The organism is Exiguobacterium sp. s161, assembly GCF_018619045.1.
GTDB classification, from domain to species: Bacteria; Bacillota; Bacilli; order Exiguobacteriales; family Exiguobacteriaceae; genus Exiguobacterium_A; species Exiguobacterium_A indicum.
The window spans coordinates 78,056-97,824 of record NZ_JACSNH010000006.1; the positions used below are offsets into that span (position 1 = coordinate 78,056).

Consider the following 19,769-nt stretch of genomic DNA (forward strand, 5'->3'; position numbering starts at 1 on the left):
TCGTTCCTCCTTAGTTATCCATTTTCTTTTGTACGCGCAATTGGAAGTACGTGATGAGTAAGGCAATCGTCAACAGGATGATGGCAACAGCACTCGAGTAACCGACTTCCTGTTGCAACATCGATTTCCGGAATAGATAAGTCGAAATGAACTCCGTCGACGATCCCGGTCCGCCGGCTGTCGTGATCCAGACTAAGTCAAACGTCTTCAGACCACCGATGACACCGAGGATCGAAAGTGTGAACGTCGTTCCTTTCAAGTTCGGGAAGACGATGCTCCACAGTGTCCGGAAGAATCCAGCTCCATCGATTTTTGCTGCTTCGAAGATTTCCTTCTCAATCGTCAACATCGCCATGTAATACATGACCATTGAAGAACCCGTCCACTGGAAGATGTTGATTGCAATGACGGAATAAAGCGCGATATCCGGGTCACCGAGCCAGTTCTGTTCGAGGCTACCGAGACCAATTGCACGGAGGAACTCATTGATGTAACCAAACTGGAAATCATAGATTTGTGAGAATGCCGCACCGAGTACGACAGGGCTCAAGACGACCGGGAAGAAGAAGACCGACTTCATCGCCGTCCGCATTGGTCCCGGTGTATGCAGGAAGTACGCCAAGACAAGACCGATACCGGCTTGGATCGTGACTGTTAAAATCGTGAAGATGAACGTATTCTTCAGCGAGAGATAGAAGTCTGGATCTTGGAACATCTCAGCATAGTTGTCGAGTCCGACGAACGCTTTGTCAAACGAGATTCCGTCCCACGAGAAGAACGAGTTATAGGCGTTATAGAAGATCCCATAATAGATGAAGCTGACAACGAACAAGACGATCGGGGCAACGAACGCCCATCCGACCATGTTCCGCTTCATGTTCTTTTTCTTCTTTGGCGCAGGCGTACGTGTCGCTACCGGCTGGAGCGGTTCTGCTTTTGGTTTAATCGGCAATTCCTGTCGCTCTGTCTGCATATGGATTCCCCACTTTCCTCAAGTCCAAAAATCAGGAAGTGGCACGCAGGCGTACCACTTCACTGTCGAGTCTTATTTCGCTGATTGATCCGCTGCGTCTTGAACGCGTTGTAATGCTTCTTTCGGATCTTGTCCTGTCGCGATGTTTTGAAGTTCCTTACCGAGGATATCGTTTAATTTCGTATCCCGGATACCACGGCTAGCAACCGCTTTTGCTAATGTGTCGTTCAACATCTTGTACGACTCTTTTTCACCTTCCGTTGTGAAGGCAGCATCCGAATCGACTTTGACGTCCTTGATGCCAGGTGCCATCTCGAACTCACCCATGTAGACTTCTTGTCCTTTTCCTTGGCTCATGAAGGCGATGAACTCCGCTGCACCTTCTTGTTGTTTTGACTCTTTGTTGACACCAAGTGCCATGTCGATCGATGCGATGACGGGTTGCTCTGTTCCGCCTGCTAAGTTCGGGAGTGGAACGAATCCGAGCTCATCATCGATTTTCCATTTTTCTTTTTTCTCTTTCGTCGTCATCGAGTGTGCTTCCCATGAACCGATAACCCACATCGCTGCTTTTTTATCGAAGAATTGGTTCATCCCGTCATTGTACGTCGCTAAACCAAGTGCACCTTCTTGGAAGACTTTATCCTTGAAGAGGTCTTGCCAGATTTGCGCTGTTTTGACCATCTCGTCGTCTGTCCACTTCGCTTCACCCGAAAGAACTTTTTGGATGTAGCCTGGTGCCACTTGGTGACTGAGGACGTTGTAGACGTCGATATCGATCCACGCATCTTTTGCTCCGAGCATGAGTGGGATGACTTTATCGCCTGAGTCTTTGATCTTCTTGACTGCACTGACTGTTTCTTTGTAGTTCTTCGGTGGTGTCACGCCGTATTTGTCGAGCATCGTCTTGTTGTACATCAAGTAAGCTTGACCTGTGAACCCGATTGGCACTGCATATTGTTTACCGTCGAGTGTCGTTTGTTCGATTCCAAGCTCGACGAACTTGTCTTTCCAGCCTTTGCCTGCTGCTTTATCCATGTACGAATCAACGGGTACGACACGATCCTTGTACTGCTGGATCATCGGTTCTTTTAGACCGATGATGTCTGGACCCTTACCTGACAACATCGCGACTTGTAATTGTTTTTCGTAGTCTTCACTGTAGCGTTTGAATTGAACGACGTATTTGTCTTGCGATTCGTTGAACGCATCAACGACTGCTTTCCCCGCTTCTGGTTGTGGCGCCCAGCCCCACCATGTGACGATCGTCTTGCCGTCTTTCGTTTTCGTTTGTTGCTCGTCTTCGCCACCACAAGCAGCAAGGAATGCGGATAATGTTAGGACTGATGCTGCAGCAACGAGTTTCGTTTTTTTGAATTTCATGTAAGAGCTCCCCTTTTATGTTTAAGTAGTCAAGCGTATCGTCTAGCGTGTTCCCCTTCAATTTGTGCTTGTTTGCACCATTCTTCGATCACCTTCGTCTGAATCGGCATTCCCTGGAGCTGAATCAATACGCGGGCAATCAATCGAAGACGGTACGCCAGCGTATCGACGTCCGGTCGGACGAAGAGATATAACTCCCCACCGAGGGTCAAACAACCGGCAGAGCGCATGTGTTGCATGAGTGCGCGTAATTCAATGTATCCGCTCTCATTTTTTCGAATGTGTAGCTCGGATGAACGGATTGTCAGGACCCCTTGTACCGATGACATCCGGAATTGAAACACACCGTCACGTCGTGGTCGGACGAGCACGATATCCTGCTCGTCTGTCGGGACATCGCCTGGACCCTGTTCTGTCATCTGTTGCGTCGACCGATGAAAATAAAAACCGCGGATTGCTCCGTAACGCCCGAAAGCTTCACGGTACGAAACCCATGGATCGTGTGGTTCCATTGCGCGATGCCTCCCTTTCCTGCTTCAGCTTGATTAGCCCCTGCTAACCTGCATCCACCTCCACTTAGTTGACCATGAACTTAGTAAATTAAATTTATTATCTAACTTTACATCGACTATAGCACATCACTTTTTAATTTGTAAACGGTTTCATTAAATTATTTTTGAATAACAAAACCGATTCCATCTCTTGCTGGTTCGCAAGACACGGAATCGGCTCATTAAATCGTTTGAAATAAACTGTTCGTTGCAAGGGCCGCAGCACTGAGCGCTCCCTGTTTTTCACCCCACGGGACCATCTTGACATCGGTTTCACGTGAAGCAGCGGTCAACGCCGTGTGCTCGACCCGTTCCTTGATTTGATCAACGATCGTAGGTGCGAGCTCGAACATCGGTCCCCCAAGTAAGATCCGGCGCGGATTCAAAAGATGAATCGTATTCAAGACACCGATTCCGATATATTCCCCCGCCCGTTCATACGCACGAACCGCCTGCTCGTCTCCCTCGTTCAACCGCTTGCGTAAATCAGCAAGCGTCGAGACTTGTGAATCAACGACAGCATAATCCCGTAGCAACGCTTTTTCGCCTGCCAACGCTTCAAGACATCCTCGGTTTCCACACGAGCAAATCGGACCATCGAGATCAAGGCGCATATGCCCGACCTCCCCCGTAATATGATGTTGTCCGTCGACAAGCTGTCCGTCGAGCACATAAGCACCCCCGATGCCTTCCCCAGCATAGAGATAGAAGAATTGTTCAACCCCGACGCCTTCACCGAACAATAACTCAAACGAAGCGAGTGCCCGGACATCATTTTCGATGAAGACAGGATAGTCAAAACGTGCTTCGAGTTGTACCTTCAACTCAACATCATGCAGATGGAATCGTGGAGCAAAAAGAATGACACCTGTCTCCGGATTGACCATCCCGTGGACGGAGATGCCGATTCCGTGAATCGTTCCTCGTCCTTGTGTCTGTGCAATCAAGTTCTCGCATAAGCGACCGATTGCTTCAATCAGTTCTTCATTCGTCTCAAAGCGTCCCACGGCTTCGGACTCATGAATCGTGTTCCCACTTAAATCCGCAACGACACCGATGAATTGGTGACTTGTTGCATCGATACCAATGACATACTGTTCTGTTGCGACGAGTTCGAGCATGATTGGTTTTCGTCCCCCATTTGATACCCCAAGTTCTCGCTCCGTCACGAGTTGTTCTGCAATCAATTCACTGACGATGTTCGATACCGTCGGCTTCGTCAAGTTCGTCCGTTGTGCTAACTCGACCCGCGAAATCGGTTGATGCATCCGGATCAGCCGCAAGACGAGTGCTCGATTATAAGAACGCATCCATTTAGAATTACGCGGTGTTTCTTTCGCCATGTCCCCCTCAACCCCTTTGGTCTGTCTCTTTACTATCTTCGCATATTTTGTAAGGGATTTCACGGTCTCACACAAAAACCGTTCATCTGCTGAACGGTTTTTGTGCACTTTCATGCTTCATCGTATGGTTGTTCCAAGATCAAGACACGTGAACCGTCCGGATTTTCGGTCAGTTCGATTTCGACGATGGCCTGACCGACCAACAAGACGATCGGTTGAGACGGATCATTCTCGCGAAAGAAACCGATTTTTCCGTGGTGTGCATCCATATAGTCCGCATATAAAAATGTGCCGTTGACATGTAACTCATCCTTCATGCGATTAAACGTCAGACGTGGCACACCGTACCAGGCTTCCCCATTCAAATAAAGCAACGGACGCTCGCCGACCGATTCATTCATCGCCCGTCGGACCTCGATTGCTCCCGTCGTATCGTAATACAATCGATCCTGACCACGTGTCGCGATGACGATCGGATGTTTCTGATACAAGACGACTTCTAAAATTTCATCTGCTTGTTCGACGAAATAACCAGTCTCATCCGACTGGGCAAAACTAATCGTATACAGTTGCATCCAGGACACAATATCCGTCACTTGAACCGGTTTATGAAAAAGCGCAGAAACAAGCAGTGTTTCTTGCGGAGTCACAATCAGATTGACGGAGATATCCGCTAAGCGGATCGTCCGGATTTGTGTCGAAGGATACGTATGGTCATAACTCGGAACAAGCATCGCTTCATAGTGATCATCCTTTTCGACCAGTTCAATCGATGGCATGCGTCGATCAAAATCCGCAATTTGAATTCGTTTCATCCGACATCTCCTCTCACCTTCTCGAACAGCCTCACGCAAGTTATTACCCAATATCTGGTTTTTGTGCACTCCCCTGAATTCAAAAAACCGGAACGCATGCGTCCCGGTCATTGTAGATATAGATCATATAGTAGATATAGATCATATAGTAGATATAGAATGCCTCCGACGATGATTATAAATGAGAAGATGCCTGCCTTCCCAAAAAAGACGCGATCGACGGTTTCATCCCGTTCGAATCTTGGCTTCGTCATGTAGTACCGCTCCCTTTAATAAGCTTGTAGTACTACATTTATTTCGACATCCACCATCCTATCCCTTGTTATGATCTGTCATTTCGTTCCATTTGCGAAATAAATCAATGTTTCGGTCTCATCTTCTGTCAACGGTCGTCCTGTCTCTTCGGCATACAAAGTCCGCATATCTTTCAGTCGTCCTCCGGTCGCTTTCGTTACGCGAATGGCTCGACGCAATATCTGAACCTCTTTTTCAAATTCTGACTTCGGCATCGCTTCTCCATGCGACCAGATATAATAGTCGACCTCTAGACGATCGAGCGCCGCTAATAAACGCGTCGTCCGCTTGACCGTATAATTCCACTTCGGTGAAAAGATATCGGCATACATCGCGTCACCTAAGAACACGACGCGTTCTTCCGGAATGTAGACGAGCAGGCTGCCGGGAGAATGATCATTATCGACCTCGATCAGTTGGCACTGCACGCCGCCCAAATCAAGCTCCAGTTGTCCTTCAAAGCTGATTGTCGGTAAAACGACTTCGATATCACGTGTCGCTCCGAACTCGAGCTTGATCGCGTCCGCACAAAACGGAATCTCGATGCCTTGATCCATTCGTTCTTGTAACGCTTCATCCGTCCAAGCGTAAGGTTGCATCTCCTTCATATGCGTGATCGTTTGCTTAGTCGCGATTGATGGCAGACCGAGATGTTTCATGCCAAAAATATGATCCCAGTGCCAGTGGGTCAATGCCAATAAGTCAGGTGATCCAAGATTGTGTGTCTTCATTTCTTCTAAGAATAGTGCTGCATGGGCTGACGAGTTTCCAGCATCGATCATCAATTGATGCTTTTCCCCACGCACGACGGCGAGAATCGGGCGGTCCGTCTCGCTGACCGGTGTCTGATACCAAATCCGTGAAGTCAGTTGTTTGAAGTGTTGCATGCTCTACCTCCTTATCATCTGCTCTTAGTATACGTCATGACAAAACCGGGTTCATCTAGAAGACGAACCCGGTTTGGTTAGTTCTTAATTTTTAGCGTTTGGTCGAAACGGCCACCAGACCCCTTTACCAAACGATACCGTGATCGCTGGAATCAAGAGCGGTAAGACGATCAAACCATACAAGAGTAGACCTGTGATGACGATCGTCGCGATTTGAACGAGACTCAAGACACCAGACGGCATCATCGCTCCGAACGTTCCTGCGAGGATGATCGCTGCCGTGATGATAACAGATCCCATCTTTTTCATCGACAGGAACATCGCTTCCTTCGTATCGAGTCCCTTGATCGTCTCTTCCCGGAAACGGTCGAGGAGGAAAATCGAGTAGTCGATACCTAGGGCAATCAACATGACGAATCCGAAGAACGGAACGGCCCAACTGATACCGTCATATCCAAGTCCATTGACGAAGATCAGCTCTGCGATCGACATCGACGTATAATACGTCAGCAATAACGAACCGATCATGAACAACGGCATGATCAACGAACGGAACATGATTGCTAGAATCACGAAGAGACTGATCAGCATGACCGTCACTGTTCGTTTGAAATCGGCTTTCGACGTATCATTTAAATCACTGTTGACGCTTGAGATACCACCGTATGCAACGGTGCTGTCTTCAAACGGTGTCCCTTTGATTGTCTTCGCTGTCGTCTCTTTGATGGCAGCGACGGTTTGAATCGCTTCCGGTGAATACGGATCATCTTCGAGAATGACTTCGAACTTCAATCCCGTCTGTTGATCGATGGCGTAACGATCAATCGCTGGTTTAAAGGCTTTATCCGACAGCGTATCTTTTGGTACGAACACACCTGTCCCCCGAATCGATGTCGCTTGTCCCATCTCGGTCAGAAGATCTGAGATTTCCTCAAGACCACTTTCAATTTTCGTCAGTCCTTCATTCGCTTGACCGACACCATCCGCAAGTTGCGTCAACCCACTTCCAAGTTGACCCGCTTGCGCACCTTGAGATGCGATACCACTTGCGGCTTGACTAATGCCGGCTTGAACTTGGCTCAATTGACCAGACAAAGCATTCAACGTTCCGACGGTTTGCGGGATGTTTTGGGTCGATTGTAGACCTTGACCGACGAGCGTCAACTGTTGGTTGATTTGCCCAAGCCCGTCTGCTGCTTGTTGCAACTGACTCGCACCTGCTGAAGCCGCATCTCCTGCCGGTAGCTGTCCTGTGATACCGTTGAGATTATCTTCAACGGTCGTCAGACCAGACTGAACATCCGTAAGACCAGCGGTAGCTTTCTTCATGCCATCAGCAACTTGTTTTAATTGACGATCGACGTAGAAATCGTTGATGACTTCGCCTGTCGGACGAGAAATCGAACGAACAGATTTGACCCCATCAATCTTCACCAGTTCACGACTGAGTTGTTCTGCATAAGGAACTGTTTTTTCAGTAATCAAATCATCATCACTCTTCAGGATGACGTTGACCGGGAGCGACTCACCTGCCCCAAATCCATCCGAGATCGCATTGAGTCCTTTGACCGTCTCATACTTCGCACCAATCTCATCGACGGTATTGAACGAGAGGTCGTCATCATACGTAAAGAGTGTCGGAACCGTGACGATCGCAACGATGATCATCGCGAGCAACGGACGACGAATCGACAAGCCACCATAATGTGCCCAGAGCTTGCTATCCTGGTGACTCGCTGCCTTCTTCGATGGCCAAAATAGCTTTTCTTTTAATGTGGCCATGAAGAATGGGACAAGTGTGAACAAGACAAGTAAGAGTACGGCAATCCCAACCGCAACGGCGACCGATGACTTAAAGATCGGGAAGTCCGCAAAACCGATCGCTGAGAAACCGACAAGCACAGCGAGACCACTGATGAGTAATGTACGCCCTGCTGTCTTATACGTATTGACGATTGCTGTCTCAACGTCATGTCCTGCCGTCAACTCTTCCTTGTACCGGCTCAGGAGCAAAATACAATAGTCCGTCCCAATCCCGAACAGGATGGCGACGAGGAATATTTGCGTATAGTTCGATACCGGGAAGCCGAACCAATCGACGAAAAAGGCGACAAGTGATTGGCTGATCAGGTACGTAAACCCAACCGCAACGAGTGGAACGAACGGTGTGACGACTGAACGGAAGACGAGCAGAAGTAGTCCGAAAATCAATCCGACGGTAATCAGTTCCGTCCGCTTCAGTCCCTCTTGCGAGCTCGTATTAACGTCATCGTTGATTAACGCTTCACCCGTTAGATAAATCGTTTGATCCTTTGGTAAAAGATCCGTCCGGATTTGTTGTGCCAGTTTGACGATCTCTTCTTGCGAACCGTCGACCGTGATCGGCACAAGCACCGTTTTTTTGTCTTTTGAGACGAGCTGTCCTTCCGTCTCTTTGTTTTCAAACGGATCGAGCACATCCGTGACGGGACGATCGAGTGCTTCTAAATCCTGGACGATTTTCCCGATCGATGTGCGATCGGCATTGCTGACTTTGTCTTTGAGTGGAATGACAAGCGAGATCGTTTCTTCACTTGCCCCCGCTTTTTCTAAAATGTCAGCTGCCCGTTGTGAATCGGCATCATTTGCAAGCTGAATCGCACCTGCTTCTTCTGCTTGTTTAGCCAAGTTTGGTGACGTAAATAGTAACCCTACTGTGACGATGAGCAATAACGCAAGAATTGCCCAGCGCCATTTGACGATTTGTCGCATATCCGATTCTCCTCTTCCTTTAATTCTGTCTTTAGTCGTTCAACTGCAAAATCTCTTTGATTTTCTTAAAGGTTTCGATGAACTGGATGATTTCTTCTTCCTCGACCTTTCCTTCAATCAAATTCTCAAGATACGTATAGATTTCTTGCTCCGCTTCAGTTGCCACTAACCGACCTGATTCCGTCAGCGAAATATACTTCGTCCGGTGGTCATCTTCTCGACGTTCGACGATGACGAGACCTTTTTCCGTCAACTTTTTCAACCGGTTCGAGATGGCACTTTTGTGAACACCCTGCACTGCCGCGAGACGCCCGGACGAAATCGGTCCATATTTTCCGACGAGCTTCAACACATGAAGTTGCTCCGGTGAATACATTTGCCAAACGGGTGCTTCGACCGACTTCAACACACGTTCGGTTCCGTGGATCATGACTTCTTCAAACAGGAGGACTGCTTCACGTAAATTGTCTTTCATTTTTAGTTTACCCCCTAAACTTATGAAGTTAGTTTAGCCCCTCAACTAGAAGGCTGTCAACTCTAAACTGTCACAACTTACCGATGCAGAACATGACCAGTTTCTGTATGATAAAGGAAGAGAGGAGCTTGCTTATGTTGACTTTGTTTTGGATTGCGTTAGTCATCTGTCTCGTAGGTCTTGTCTTTACGTTACGGATTGCCAAGCAACCAGCAGAAGAAAAGTATGACCACAAAACTTCGGCTAAAAATATGTCTTGGATGTATTTCATTTTTCTTCCGATCATTTTGATTTTATTAGGCATCTTCTATTATTTTTTAACGTGACATGAAACAGCACACATCAGCCGATGTGTGCTGTTTTATATCACTTCAACGTTTTCGGACGGACGATATAGATATCGCATTTTGCATAACGGGAGATGTTTTCAGAGACACTCCCGATCATGATGCGTTCCATCGCATTCATCCCGACCGCCCCGCAGACGATCAACCCAGCACCGACACGTGGTGCGATGACCTTCGGAATCAATGTTTTGGGAGAGCCATTTTCGATGACCAGTTCAATCGTCTCGACGCCTGCTTCTCGTGCCCGCTTCTCGTAACGATCGAGCAGTCCTTGTGCATATTCCGTGACGTTTTGATCAATAAAACGCTTATTGGCACGTACATTAGCAAATGTCTGAATATCGATGACATGGGCGATGACGAGTTTGGCATGATCGAGTTTAGCGAATTTCACTGCCTTTTCAAAGGCAAGATCTGCCGTCTTTGATCCATCGACTGCCACCAAAATCGTATGATACTGGCTCTCCATCAAGAATCATCCTTTCTGCACGACTCTCTTACAGCATCCGGTCATTTTCATTTTCGAGGGCGCGGTTTTCGTGATCAAGTTTCCGTTCTGCCTCGATCCCTTCTGGTTCTGTCTCCAAAATACTTTTTGGTTCCGGCGCAGGACGTGCTGCTCCTGCCTCGTCTGCTAACAGGACATACTCACCTTGCTGGACACGTAAGACATGTTGACGAATATCCGACTCCGGTAATCCGAGTTCCGTGAAGGCGGTTTGAATTTCTTCAGCCGAAGCCGGTTTGCCTGTAAATCGCTCAAATAGCGTCCGTTTTCCAGAGACGAGTTGCGCTGCTGATTGCCCGCGTAACATCGCCATATCGGTTTTGTCTTGCAACACGACATACAAATCTTCTTCTAGATAACCAGCAAAGTGTAGATCCTCAATTTTTCGAATCAAATCCGTCTCATTTTGATAGACACCAATCCATTGTTTTTTTCCCATGACACACGTCTCCCCCTTTTATAGCAACTATATGAGATATACCCCAAATTCATCTAAAACATGACTAGGATGAAGAAGACTTCGGCGATTGCTGTCGAAAAAGACGTTGCCGTTTATAGAAGACGTAATAGCACAAGAGTAAAACACATACGATTCCGACCCCTGTTACGATTTGTTGCAGAAGAAAGAGGCGATCGTTAAAGTACAATCCAATCAAATACCAGACGAGCGCGAGACCGAATACCCAATCGGAATGAATGACGACAAACAATAGTCCTCCGATAATCGCTACGATGAGTGCAATCGTACTCCATTTCTGTTCGGAAAGACCAAATAGCGAAGTGAACTGAAAATCCGATAAGATCCGAAATGGTAAAATTAACAGCATCGTACTCATCCAGGCAAGTAATACTGAAAATGGGGAGCGCATCCAAGGCGAGCGCCGAGGATGATACTGAATTTTCATATAGACTAAACAAAGACTGATGAATGAAATCGTAGTCCAGACGAGTTCCCAAGGTGGTCCGGTCATACTACTGACGCCAAGTGTCAGGAGCGATAACGCGAGCCATCCCCCGATGTCTTCAATCAGTTCTCGATCCGCTGGAAAAGCCCGGACCGGTCGAATACACCAAATTAACAACGTTGTGAACACGACACCTGTAATCGCATCAAAAAAAGGTGCTGGAACAAGAGGTAACGCAGGAATGGTAACCGGATTTGACCAAACGACGCGCGCTAGCAATGCAAAGAGGAATGCTCCTATATTCATGAGGCGTAAAAATGTTAAATACTGCACGTCCCTCTTCACCTCCTCGTTCATTCTGTTATTCAATTCCCCTTGCAAGAGGCAAAAAAACAAAAATGTCGCTTTGTTCTGTTGCCAAATTCCGGTACGATGAAAAGAAAAGGAGGAACGCGAATGGACGCATTTTTATTGCCCTATCAATACAACTTCATTCGGAATCAAGTCGACCTGTTACAACATCAATTCGCTGCCGTTCATGATCCCGATGTTCGTGATGCTGTCCGGTATAGTGCTGCTGAAAAAATATTCGATCTATTGCCCGTACTTACACCAGAACAGGAAGCGCTGTTGACGAACATTCGTGACGCTGAATCCGAACAAGATCTCCTCGCGTATTTAGCACACGTCGAACCATTCGTCCAACCGTTTCCGAGCATTTCTGAATCACGCATCCGTCAGCTCTTCAAAAAAACGAAAAAGTTACATGTTCCGCCACTTCACTCCTTTGAATGGGTTCACACGACGTTTTTAAGCTGGAACGATACCGGGAATCGAAAAAAATACTTCGTCTATCCTTTGGACGGTCAATGGATCGGCGTCGAGGGAACCTATCTGCCATCGATCCAAAAAGGGATTTGTGCGATTTGCCATACGTATAGTGACATCACACTCGTAACTGCAACGACACGTCGTTCAGCTGAACAGCATCAGACGATTGGTCATCATATGTGTATCGACAGCGATGCATGTAATCAAGCTGTGACGAATCCAGAAGTCATTGAAACGTTCTTAGCACGCACGCAAAAGAAATGATCGGCATCAAAAAAACACGTTCGTATGACTGACCCGATAAGGTTCGGTATACGAGCGTGTTTTTGAATGTGACGACGTTCATGTGTTCGTTATCGCTGGATCATGCAAGCAAAATTGATTCTTCCCGCGACGTTTCGCCTCATACATCGCTAGGTCTGCTTGCTCGATCAAGTCCGATCGAGAAGCTGCATGCGCCGGATAGATCGCTCCACCGATGCTCGCTGTTACCGGAAGTGGAATGATACCATGGTGAAACGGCTGTCGGAACAAGGAAACGAGATGTTCCCCACACTGCACCACTTCTGCTTCTTGTTCAACGTCAAATAACAAGACGACGAACTCATCTCCACCTTGTCTTGAAATGACTGTATTGGGCGGCAATTTCTTTTGTAGACGTGTCGTAACATCGACGATGAGTTGATCTCCGACACGATGTCCATACGTATCGTTAATCTCTTTGAAGTGATCGATATCGATAAAGAACAACCCAACCTGCCCGTCAGTCGCTTCCGCTCGGTACAAGGCGTCTTGGAACAGTCGCGCAAACAGATATCGATTCGGTAACCCTGTTAAGGCATCGTGATATGCCATGTGTCGCATCTCCTCCATGGCAGTTGCTAATGCTTCCGTTCGCTCTTCCACCTTCGCTTCGAGATTTTCGCGCAACCGTTGATTGTCAACAACGATCCGGATTTGACGGGAAATCAACAACGGTATGGCAATCATCAGACCAATCGTCAAACCGTTCCAACTAATCGTTTGTCGTGCCATCGTCACGAATAGAATCAATAAGAATAAGTAAGGAGTGATCAAACGTAAGACATCGATCCATCTCCGTGTAACGTCAAGAGGAACGAGAGATTCCTCAGCATCAAAGCGATACGCGGCAAGCCCGACAATCAGGACAGTCGCTAACCATAACGGATCGATCCAACTCGAAGGAAATGGATAATCAAATCGTTCGAGTACCACGTATAATAGATCAGCGAGTAACTGAAAATGAAATGCGAGTAGAATCAATAATAACGAGCCGCCATTGCCACGCTTCATCAAACCAAAGAATAAGACAATCATTCCACCGAGCAACAATAAATCACCGATCGGATAACGAAGCCATAAAAGCGTTTCAATCGTCAACAAGGCATTCGCTTCTAAATAAGGCGTCACTAAGTAGTGCCACGAAAGAGATCCTGCAACGACTAAAATGATGAACTCATCGAACAAAAAGACCCGCAAATTGACTTCTTGTCGTCGATTACGCAGGAAATAACCGAAAGCAATGATATAGATCAAGATTTGAAGACTGAAGATCAAGTCGATCCAATCAAACGGTTCCGTTCGTGTACGTCCTTGCAGGAAGTATAGGAGCTGTCCACATTCGCCGATACCAAGCATCGCATTAGCGAATAATAATAGAAGAAATAAGCGGTAAGTAAAAGGGCGTCTTGCCTGGCGTCGCTGTGCCCGCCAAATCAAATAGAGGGAGATCGTTACACCACCGATCGTGAACAGGCTGTTAACGACTTGTCCAATTGCCGTATCCGTGCCCATATACGTCACCCAGCCGATATGAAACAGTAACCAGCCTATAACGATTCCCAGCCATTTCTCATACATGACAATTCCCCCTTTCCTTTTTTAACCATAGTTCGTTTGTCCTATAGGTATATCGGTTCAGGATTGCTGTTTATTCACTCTTTTTTTATTTTATTGAAATCTTTTTTGACAAGATTACTCGTTTCAAACATAAGAAAAAACCGTGCTCGCACCTAGCGGATTGAACACGGTTTAGTTGAAATGTATCCTAGTTCTTTAACTAGAACGCCGATTCTCTTCTGTCGGCTCGATCGATTCGGTCAGACTGAGGGGTAAGACGATGATGAAACGACTTCCTTTCCCGACTTCAGATTCGACATGAATGACACCTTCATGCTCTTTGACGATTTCCTTACAAATCGACAATCCAAGTCCAGTTCCACCGATTCGACGTGTATCGGAATTATCGACACGATAGAATTTATCAAATAAGTGGGCAAAGGCATGATGCGGAATCCCAATTCCTTCATCCTTCACTTCAATGATAGCTTGATCGTCTTTCGTATCAATCCAGACATCAACACGCCCACCATCCGGAGAGTACTTGATCGCATTGTTGATCAAGTTACTCATCAATTGTTTGATTCGGTCCTCATCTCCTAAAATGAATGGACGATCCGGGCTGAGCAATTGCAAATGAAGATCGTGCCGTTCACTTGAAGCGTCATACAAGGACATCACTTGTTCAGTCAGGCTAAATAAATCGAGATGTGCCATTTGGTATAACTGTCCACCTGACTGCATTCGCTGAACATCTAAGAAATCCGTGACAAGGTTTGATAAGCGTTCTGTCTCGTTATGGATCGTCGCTAGATACTTCTGCTGTTTCGAGTCATCGATTTTTCGATTTAGCATCAACTCTGTAAAACCGTAAATCGATGAGAGCGGTGTTCGTAATTCATGCGATACGGTTGAGACGAGTTCTGTTTTGAGACGATCGGCTTCTGTTTCCCGGGTAATATCCCGTAAAACGAGAATGATTCCCTTCCATCCTCTGACGACGTCAATGCGTTCTGCGTAGACTTCTAAATGAGCTGTGTTATTTCGAATATCAAATCGGACCTTGTCCGGTGAAATCTCACCGGAACGAATCAACTCTAGATACGTATTAAACGCCTCGACATCATCCACCAACTGGCGCATCACATCGATGACATACTCACTCGACGGTAACGTCCGATCTACCGTGAATTCCGATTGAAGTTCTGGAATCAATTCAAACAAAGGTCGGTTGACGTATAACTCTCCGTTTCCATCTTCAAGATAAATGATTGCTTCCCGAATGGAATCCAACACTTGCTCTGTCTTTTCTTTTTCTTGACGCATCTCTTCATACGAGCGCGTTCGCAGGAGCGATAACGTCATCTGTTGCGCAAACTCGCGAATATCCGTCAACTGTTGCCCTTTATAGGCAGATTTATAACGAACCAGATAGATGGCTGCAATCAATTCATGCGTTTCCGGATCTTCAATCGGAATCGTCACTTCATGCGTGCTGAATGAATACGGATGGTCTTTTTGACGTGTCACTCGTTTTTCTGATTGGACAAATTCCATCTCCCGAACCGATCGATTGATGACGGACATCTCATCTTTTAGAAGAACTTTTAAATAGTCCATCGTCATCCCATTCGTCGTCGCACCCATGAACTGTCCTTCTTCATAGAGCAATAGAGCACCGTACTCCGAAGAGGTGATATCGATCATCTTCTGGACGATTGCCGGATACGATTCGACGGTTTCGCGAACAGCAAGCGCCTCTGTCAGTTCGCTACGTAATCGGAGCTTTTCTTCATTCTTTTTCGTCGTTTGATACGCTTCTTCGAGTTCTTCTTGTTGCGCTTGCAGTTCTTCTTGTTGCGCGAGCAACTCTTCACTTTGCGCCTGCAACTCTTCGTTTTTGCCTTGCATCGCATCCGTATGGGCATTTGTCGTCACGACCATTCGATTAAAGGCTGCGCGCAACAATCCGATTTCGTCTGGTCGCTGCTCGGCAGCTTTATCAATCTTAATCGGTTCTTTCCGAGCGAGCTTCTGATTATCATCGATTAAGCGTAGTAATTGTCGTGTCATCCGGCGAAGGAACGGGTGCACGAATAAGAGGATGAAGGCGATGAGCACAACAATACTGGAGATCCAAATCCATTGTGATTTTGCGACCTCACTCCGAAGTTCACCGACAGCCGTTTCTTGTTGTTGGCTGAGATTCGTCCGGTATTCCTCAAGTGCTGCAGATGCTTTTTCAATATCTGGCGTAATATCAATCGAACCATCGGCAGTTGGCTTTAATCGCCCTTGATCAACAAGACGCTCGGCAATCGGCAAAGAAAACAGACTATCCCCCTGTAAGAAGTCCTCATTGATCCGATTCGCCTTTTTTTCATTGACGTAAGACTGGGTCAACGGGAACAAGGCATCATAGTATAACTCATATAAATTCGTCATTTGCGCTGCGAATTCTTCTTCTTCATCTGTTTTTGCGTTTCGCATGAACCAATCCGTCTCACTTTTGATATCTGTTCGGAGCGCCTGAATCTCATCAAACCGTTCTTGGTTACCAAAAATGACGAATCCTCGCAATCCAAACTGGACGGTTTGCCAATTGTCCCACAAATCATTGGCCCGGCGATTTTGTTCACTGATCGTCTCGAGATTCTGTTTTGATGTTTCGATTCGTCCTTCCATGTAGTCATAGACAAAGAACGAAGTAATCGATACTACGATCAGTACCGCATAAAAAACAGTCAGCAACTGCCGACCGATTCGTCGCCGAATCCAATTCATCATGAATGTATCCTCCTCATCATTCGTTGAATGATGCTTTTTCATTTGTTTCTATAGATTTAATATAATAGAAACGCTTTCGAAGCAACAGCTAGGATATCCAAAAAAAGACCTTTTCTCGGAATGTACCCGAAAAAAGGTCTTTCTACCCTCTTACTTTTTCGCTTTCTTCACTGTCACAGAAGTCACAGGGCTAACTTGACCACGTGTATTCTTAACGTAGACGAAAAGCTTTGCTTTTGCTTTTTGCTTCGGAATTTTGACGGAATAGTTGCCTTTTGCAGAAACCGTTCCTTTTCCGATGACTTTTTTCTTCGCATCTTTTACATAAACACTCAATTTCTTTTCAGCTGTCCCAGTTACTTTCGTTTGTCCGGCATAGACGGATTTCACTTTCGGTGCCGCTGGGGCTGGTAGGACTTTTACGATCGTCGGTTTACTTGTACGTTTAGCAATATCCGTTACTGTGACGATCAAGCTTGAACCACCGACTTGTTTTGGTAATTTCGCATTGAAGTGACCTTTTGCATCAACTTTTGCTGTGGCGATTTTCTTTTGTTTCGCATCTTTGACGGTAATCGTACCACCCGCGAGAGCTGTACCCGTCATTTTTGTCGCACCAGCAAGAACCGGTTTGACCTTCGGTGCTTTTGGTGCTTTTCCAGGAAGGACTTCTGTCCGTTCCGACGTGACGTCTAGTCCATTCGCATAGCGAACCGTCAAGACCGTCTTTTGGTTTTGACGCGGAATCTTGACGCTGTATTTTCCTGCTTGAGCCGTTGTCGTAGCTAGCTTTTTATTCGTCGTCGTTTCTTTACCATTCTTATCTTTCGTTACGAGTGCTGCCCACACTTCAACTTTCGTTCCTGTCTTGACTGTTCCAGAGACAAACAATTGGTTATCATAGACGTCATTGACATTCCCGTTCAAATTCAACTGAGAGATCGCGCGGGGAATACTGACTTTTCCGTATCCAGAGACTGGGCTGACGTAAGCTGGGAATTCAGGTTCCATCTTCTCCCCATCTTCATCTTCTTCAAAGTCGAACCAGTCGTTTGGATTTTCAAACGCAAGTGGCTCTGCACTCTTACGCAAGATCTGTTCGATTTGTGTTGGTGTCAGTTTCGGGTTCAGTGACTTCAAGATACCTGCTACTGCTGCAACATGTGGTGAAGCCATACTTGTTCCATCCATATACACCGTGTTACCGTCTGGAATCAAACTAGCGACTTTTGATCCTGGTGCCACGACGTCAAGTCCAACACCATAGTTCGAATAATCAGCAACCATTCCGAGTGGATTCGTCGCCCCAACAGAAATCGCGTATTCCGAGTTCGCTGGGTAACCGACCATCATGTCATAGTCGTTTCCTGAAGCGGCAACAACTGTTACACCTTTTTTAGCTGCATATTCCATCATATACGCCATCGTCCGGCTCTCACCGCCACCAAGACTCATATTGATGACTTTGGCGCCATGATCGACTGCATATTTAATCCCGAGTGCAATCGCGTCTGTTTCGCCTTCGCCGTTTGCATTCAAGACTTTAACCGGTAAAATTTGTGCCGATTGATGAATTCCTTGAATCCCGTAATCGTTGTTCATCGTTGCTGCGATGACGCCCGCTACGTGTGTTCCGTGACCGTTATCATCGATCGCATCTCCGTCACCGTTGACGGAAACATAGTTCTTTTCATTTGCGATATCAACTTTTCCTTGTAAGTCCTTCAAGCGATAATCGACACCTGTATCGATGACTGCAATCTTCACAGGCGCTAACTTCTTCGAACCGAAACGTTGTTGGAACGCTTCAAACCCGATCCCAACGTTATCAAATTGCTCAAAGACGGTCTTTTTGTTGACAGCCCATTGATAATCGAAGTTGATGTCCTTCGTTGCGCGGTACGTCTGAATTTTCTCAACGTACTCGACAGCTGACGAACGGTTGAGCGATTGTTTTAATGCGGTTGCCGATTGACCTTTGACAGTTGGGTCTTCCGTCACGATGACGAAGTCTCCCGCATTACCAAGGGATAAACGTTCTACATCCGTTGCCTGAACACCCGCAATCTTCATCGAACGGTTCATTTTACCTGGCTTTAATTTAACGATATAACGTGTTGCTTCTTTTGATTGAATGTTCATTCCCAGTGACTGGAATGCTTCGCTCAATTTGCTTCCACTTAATTTAGAGACATCCATTTTGTTGGCATATCCATCAATCTCTTCCGCAATCACAGCAGGTGATGCTTCACGTGATAATTTATAGAGACGATCGACAGCTTGTTGATCGGCTTTCGTCAACGTGTACGATGTTCCACGAACGAGAGCCTCCATTGCAGGCTTCAATGTTTTTAAATCTTCGTATGCTTGTTGACGCTTTTCTTTATTGAATAAAAGCGTTTTGACGACGTAAGGTGACGCTTTGTAGTAAAGCGATGTCAAAGCACGTCCTGCATCCGATTGGCTCAATACTTGCTTTTGGATCGAGTGCATGAGTGCGAGCATCGGCTTTTCTTCTTTTGTTTGTTTGAGTGCTTCTTCTGCCATACAGCTGATGTCATTGATTGGCTCATACTCGACAGGTAATTTGACATTGTTATACGTCAACTTGACATGAGCGGCTTTCGTCGTCTTACCTTCTTCGATGTTCGGGTAATATTCGACTTTGACATAATACGGTCCATCCCATGCATATGGAACGGCTAATTTTGTAAGGTTTTTTTCATCTGGCTCCGCCTCTGTCCGGTAACGATCAAACGTATCGTCTTCCGCAGCCATCGCTTCACTCGGATACGCCGTTACTTGAACAGGTTGATCCGTATCAATCGATAGTTCGAAGTGTGACGCGGTCTTTTCTACACCCGCTTCATGGTTGACGCGGTACCAATATGTATTTTTTTCTTCCGTTCCCGTTTCAAGCGTCGTCTCTTGTCCTACTTTCAAGAGCGTTGCTTTAGCAAGGGCTGTGTCCGCCTTTGCTGTCGTAGGTCCTACTCCAAGCGTCAAAATCAGACAGCTCAGCATGACCCAAATCACCAGTTTCTTCACACATGTTCCTC

Annotated in this window: 17 protein-coding genes; 2 read left to right on the forward strand and 15 right to left on the reverse strand. The window is 46.5% G+C overall.

Annotated elements, in window-relative coordinates; translation table 11 throughout:
- Positions 1-10: 10 nt before the first annotated feature.
- From KNQ14_RS14020 to KNQ14_RS14060, 9 genes are all read right to left on the reverse strand, one after another.
- Entirely contained in the window at positions 11-973 is a 963-nt protein-coding gene (locus KNQ14_RS14020) for a carbohydrate ABC transporter permease (protein WP_214725005.1), read from the reverse strand.
- A 72-nt stretch (positions 974-1,045) separates the two neighbouring features.
- Positions 1,046-2,356, reverse strand: coding sequence for an ABC transporter substrate-binding protein (locus tag KNQ14_RS14025; protein ID WP_035399053.1), 1,311 nt, complete (start codon positions 2,354-2,356; stop codon positions 1,046-1,048).
- A gap of 29 nt (positions 2,357-2,385) precedes the next feature.
- On the reverse strand, positions 2,386-2,868 hold the full coding sequence (locus KNQ14_RS14030; RefSeq protein ID WP_055970124.1) for a hypothetical protein: 483 nt from the start codon (positions 2,866-2,868) through the stop codon (positions 2,386-2,388).
- Positions 2,869-3,089: 221 nt separating this feature from the next.
- Positions 3,090-4,250, reverse strand: a complete 1,161-nt coding sequence (locus tag KNQ14_RS14035) for an ROK family transcriptional regulator (RefSeq protein ID WP_214861408.1) — start codon at positions 4,248-4,250, stop codon at positions 3,090-3,092.
- A 110-nt stretch (positions 4,251-4,360) separates the two neighbouring features.
- Positions 4,361-5,065: a hypothetical protein gene (locus KNQ14_RS14040; protein WP_023466965.1), complete on the reverse strand. Its 705-nt coding sequence runs from the start codon at positions 5,063-5,065 to the stop codon at positions 4,361-4,363.
- A gap of 107 nt (positions 5,066-5,172) precedes the next feature.
- A complete protein-coding gene (locus tag KNQ14_RS14045) occupies positions 5,173-5,319 on the reverse strand; it encodes a hypothetical protein (protein ID WP_214861409.1) in 147 nt (48 codons plus the stop codon).
- Positions 5,320-5,397: 78 nt separating this feature from the next.
- Entirely contained in the window at positions 5,398-6,246 is an 849-nt protein-coding gene (locus KNQ14_RS14050; RefSeq protein WP_214861410.1) for an MBL fold metallo-hydrolase, read from the reverse strand.
- 84 nt (positions 6,247-6,330) lie between these two features.
- Positions 6,331-8,997, reverse strand: a complete 2,667-nt coding sequence (locus KNQ14_RS14055; RefSeq protein ID WP_214861411.1) for an MMPL family transporter — start codon at positions 8,995-8,997, stop codon at positions 6,331-6,333.
- A 31-nt stretch (positions 8,998-9,028) separates the two neighbouring features.
- Positions 9,029-9,472 carry a MarR family transcriptional regulator gene (locus KNQ14_RS14060; protein WP_029343331.1) on the reverse strand — a complete coding sequence of 148 codons (444 nt, stop codon included), beginning with the start codon at positions 9,470-9,472 and terminating at the stop codon, positions 9,029-9,031.
- Between the two features lie 134 nt (positions 9,473-9,606).
- Between KNQ14_RS14060 and KNQ14_RS14065 the strand changes: the two genes are divergently transcribed.
- A complete protein-coding gene (locus tag KNQ14_RS14065; RefSeq protein WP_029343330.1) occupies positions 9,607-9,798 on the forward strand; it encodes a hypothetical protein in 192 nt (63 codons plus the stop codon).
- A 40-nt stretch (positions 9,799-9,838) separates the two neighbouring features.
- Here KNQ14_RS14065 and KNQ14_RS14070 read toward each other — a convergent pair whose 3' ends face one another.
- The 3 genes from KNQ14_RS14070 to KNQ14_RS14080 all read right to left on the reverse strand — a co-directional run bounded on the left by KNQ14_RS14070 (position 9,839) and on the right by KNQ14_RS14080 (position 11,565).
- Entirely contained in the window at positions 9,839-10,288 is a 450-nt protein-coding gene (locus tag KNQ14_RS14070; RefSeq protein ID WP_087681906.1) for a universal stress protein, read from the reverse strand.
- Positions 10,289-10,316: 28 nt separating this feature from the next.
- A complete protein-coding gene (locus KNQ14_RS14075; protein ID WP_050678937.1) occupies positions 10,317-10,766 on the reverse strand; it encodes a general stress protein in 450 nt (149 codons plus the stop codon).
- A 64-nt stretch (positions 10,767-10,830) separates the two neighbouring features.
- On the reverse strand, positions 10,831-11,565 hold the full coding sequence (locus tag KNQ14_RS14080; RefSeq protein WP_214861413.1) for a hypothetical protein: 735 nt from the start codon (positions 11,563-11,565) through the stop codon (positions 10,831-10,833).
- A 123-nt stretch (positions 11,566-11,688) separates the two neighbouring features.
- Between KNQ14_RS14080 and KNQ14_RS14085 the strand changes: the two genes are divergently transcribed.
- Positions 11,689-12,327, forward strand: a complete 639-nt coding sequence (locus KNQ14_RS14085) for a FusB/FusC family EF-G-binding protein (protein WP_064300586.1) — start codon at positions 11,689-11,691, stop codon at positions 12,325-12,327.
- A gap of 78 nt (positions 12,328-12,405) precedes the next feature.
- On the opposite strand, the gene KNQ14_RS14090 is transcribed toward KNQ14_RS14085, so the two are convergent.
- From KNQ14_RS14090 to KNQ14_RS14100, 3 genes are all read right to left on the reverse strand, one after another.
- Complete coding sequence (locus KNQ14_RS14090; protein WP_214861415.1) at positions 12,406-13,944, reverse strand: GGDEF domain-containing protein; 1,539 nt, start codon at positions 13,942-13,944, stop codon at positions 12,406-12,408.
- 195 nt (positions 13,945-14,139) lie between these two features.
- Complete coding sequence (locus KNQ14_RS14095; RefSeq protein WP_214861417.1) at positions 14,140-16,710, reverse strand: HAMP domain-containing sensor histidine kinase; 2,571 nt, start codon at positions 16,708-16,710, stop codon at positions 14,140-14,142.
- A gap of 150 nt (positions 16,711-16,860) precedes the next feature.
- Positions 16,861-19,758 carry a S8 family peptidase gene (locus KNQ14_RS14100; RefSeq protein WP_214861420.1) on the reverse strand — a complete coding sequence of 966 codons (2,898 nt, stop codon included), beginning with the start codon at positions 19,756-19,758 and terminating at the stop codon, positions 16,861-16,863.
- Positions 19,759-19,769 lie beyond the last annotated feature (11 nt).

Excerpts from the sequence above, each read along its gene's own strand:
- KNQ14_RS14020 (WP_214725005.1), bottom strand. The coding sequence starts at position 973 with ATGCAGACAGAGCGACAGGAATTGCCGATTAAACCAAAAGCAGAACCG.
- KNQ14_RS14070 (WP_087681906.1), bottom strand. The coding sequence starts at position 10,288 with ATGGAGAGCCAGTATCATACGATTTTGGTGGCAGTCGATGGATCAAAG.
- KNQ14_RS14090 (WP_214861415.1), bottom strand. The coding sequence starts at position 13,944 with ATGTATGAGAAATGGCTGGGAATCGTTATAGGCTGGTTACTGTTTCAT.
- KNQ14_RS14040 (WP_023466965.1), bottom strand. The coding sequence starts at position 5,065 with ATGAAACGAATTCAAATTGCGGATTTTGATCGACGCATGCCATCGATT.
- KNQ14_RS14060 (WP_029343331.1), bottom strand. The coding sequence starts at position 9,472 with ATGAAAGACAATTTACGTGAAGCAGTCCTCCTGTTTGAAGAAGTCATG.
- KNQ14_RS14095 (WP_214861417.1), bottom strand. The coding sequence starts at position 16,710 with ATGATGAATTGGATTCGGCGACGAATCGGTCGGCAGTTGCTGACTGTT.
- KNQ14_RS14050 (WP_214861410.1), bottom strand. The coding sequence starts at position 6,246 with ATGCAACACTTCAAACAACTGACTTCACGGATTTGGTATCAGACACCG.
- KNQ14_RS14035 (WP_214861408.1), bottom strand. The coding sequence starts at position 4,250 with ATGGCGAAAGAAACACCGCGTAATTCTAAATGGATGCGTTCTTATAAT.
- KNQ14_RS14085 (WP_064300586.1), top strand. The coding sequence starts at position 11,689 with ATGGACGCATTTTTATTGCCCTATCAATACAACTTCATTCGGAATCAA.
- KNQ14_RS14025 (WP_035399053.1), bottom strand. The coding sequence starts at position 2,356 with ATGAAATTCAAAAAAACGAAACTCGTTGCTGCAGCATCAGTCCTAACA.
- KNQ14_RS14030 (WP_055970124.1), bottom strand. The coding sequence starts at position 2,868 with ATGGAACCACACGATCCATGGGTTTCGTACCGTGAAGCTTTCGGGCGT.
- KNQ14_RS14045 (WP_214861409.1), bottom strand. The coding sequence starts at position 5,319 with ATGACGAAGCCAAGATTCGAACGGGATGAAACCGTCGATCGCGTCTTT.
- KNQ14_RS14055 (WP_214861411.1), bottom strand. The coding sequence starts at position 8,997 with ATGCGACAAATCGTCAAATGGCGCTGGGCAATTCTTGCGTTATTGCTC.
- KNQ14_RS14075 (WP_050678937.1), bottom strand. The coding sequence starts at position 10,766 with ATGGGAAAAAAACAATGGATTGGTGTCTATCAAAATGAGACGGATTTG.
- KNQ14_RS14065 (WP_029343330.1), top strand. The coding sequence starts at position 9,607 with ATGTTGACTTTGTTTTGGATTGCGTTAGTCATCTGTCTCGTAGGTCTT.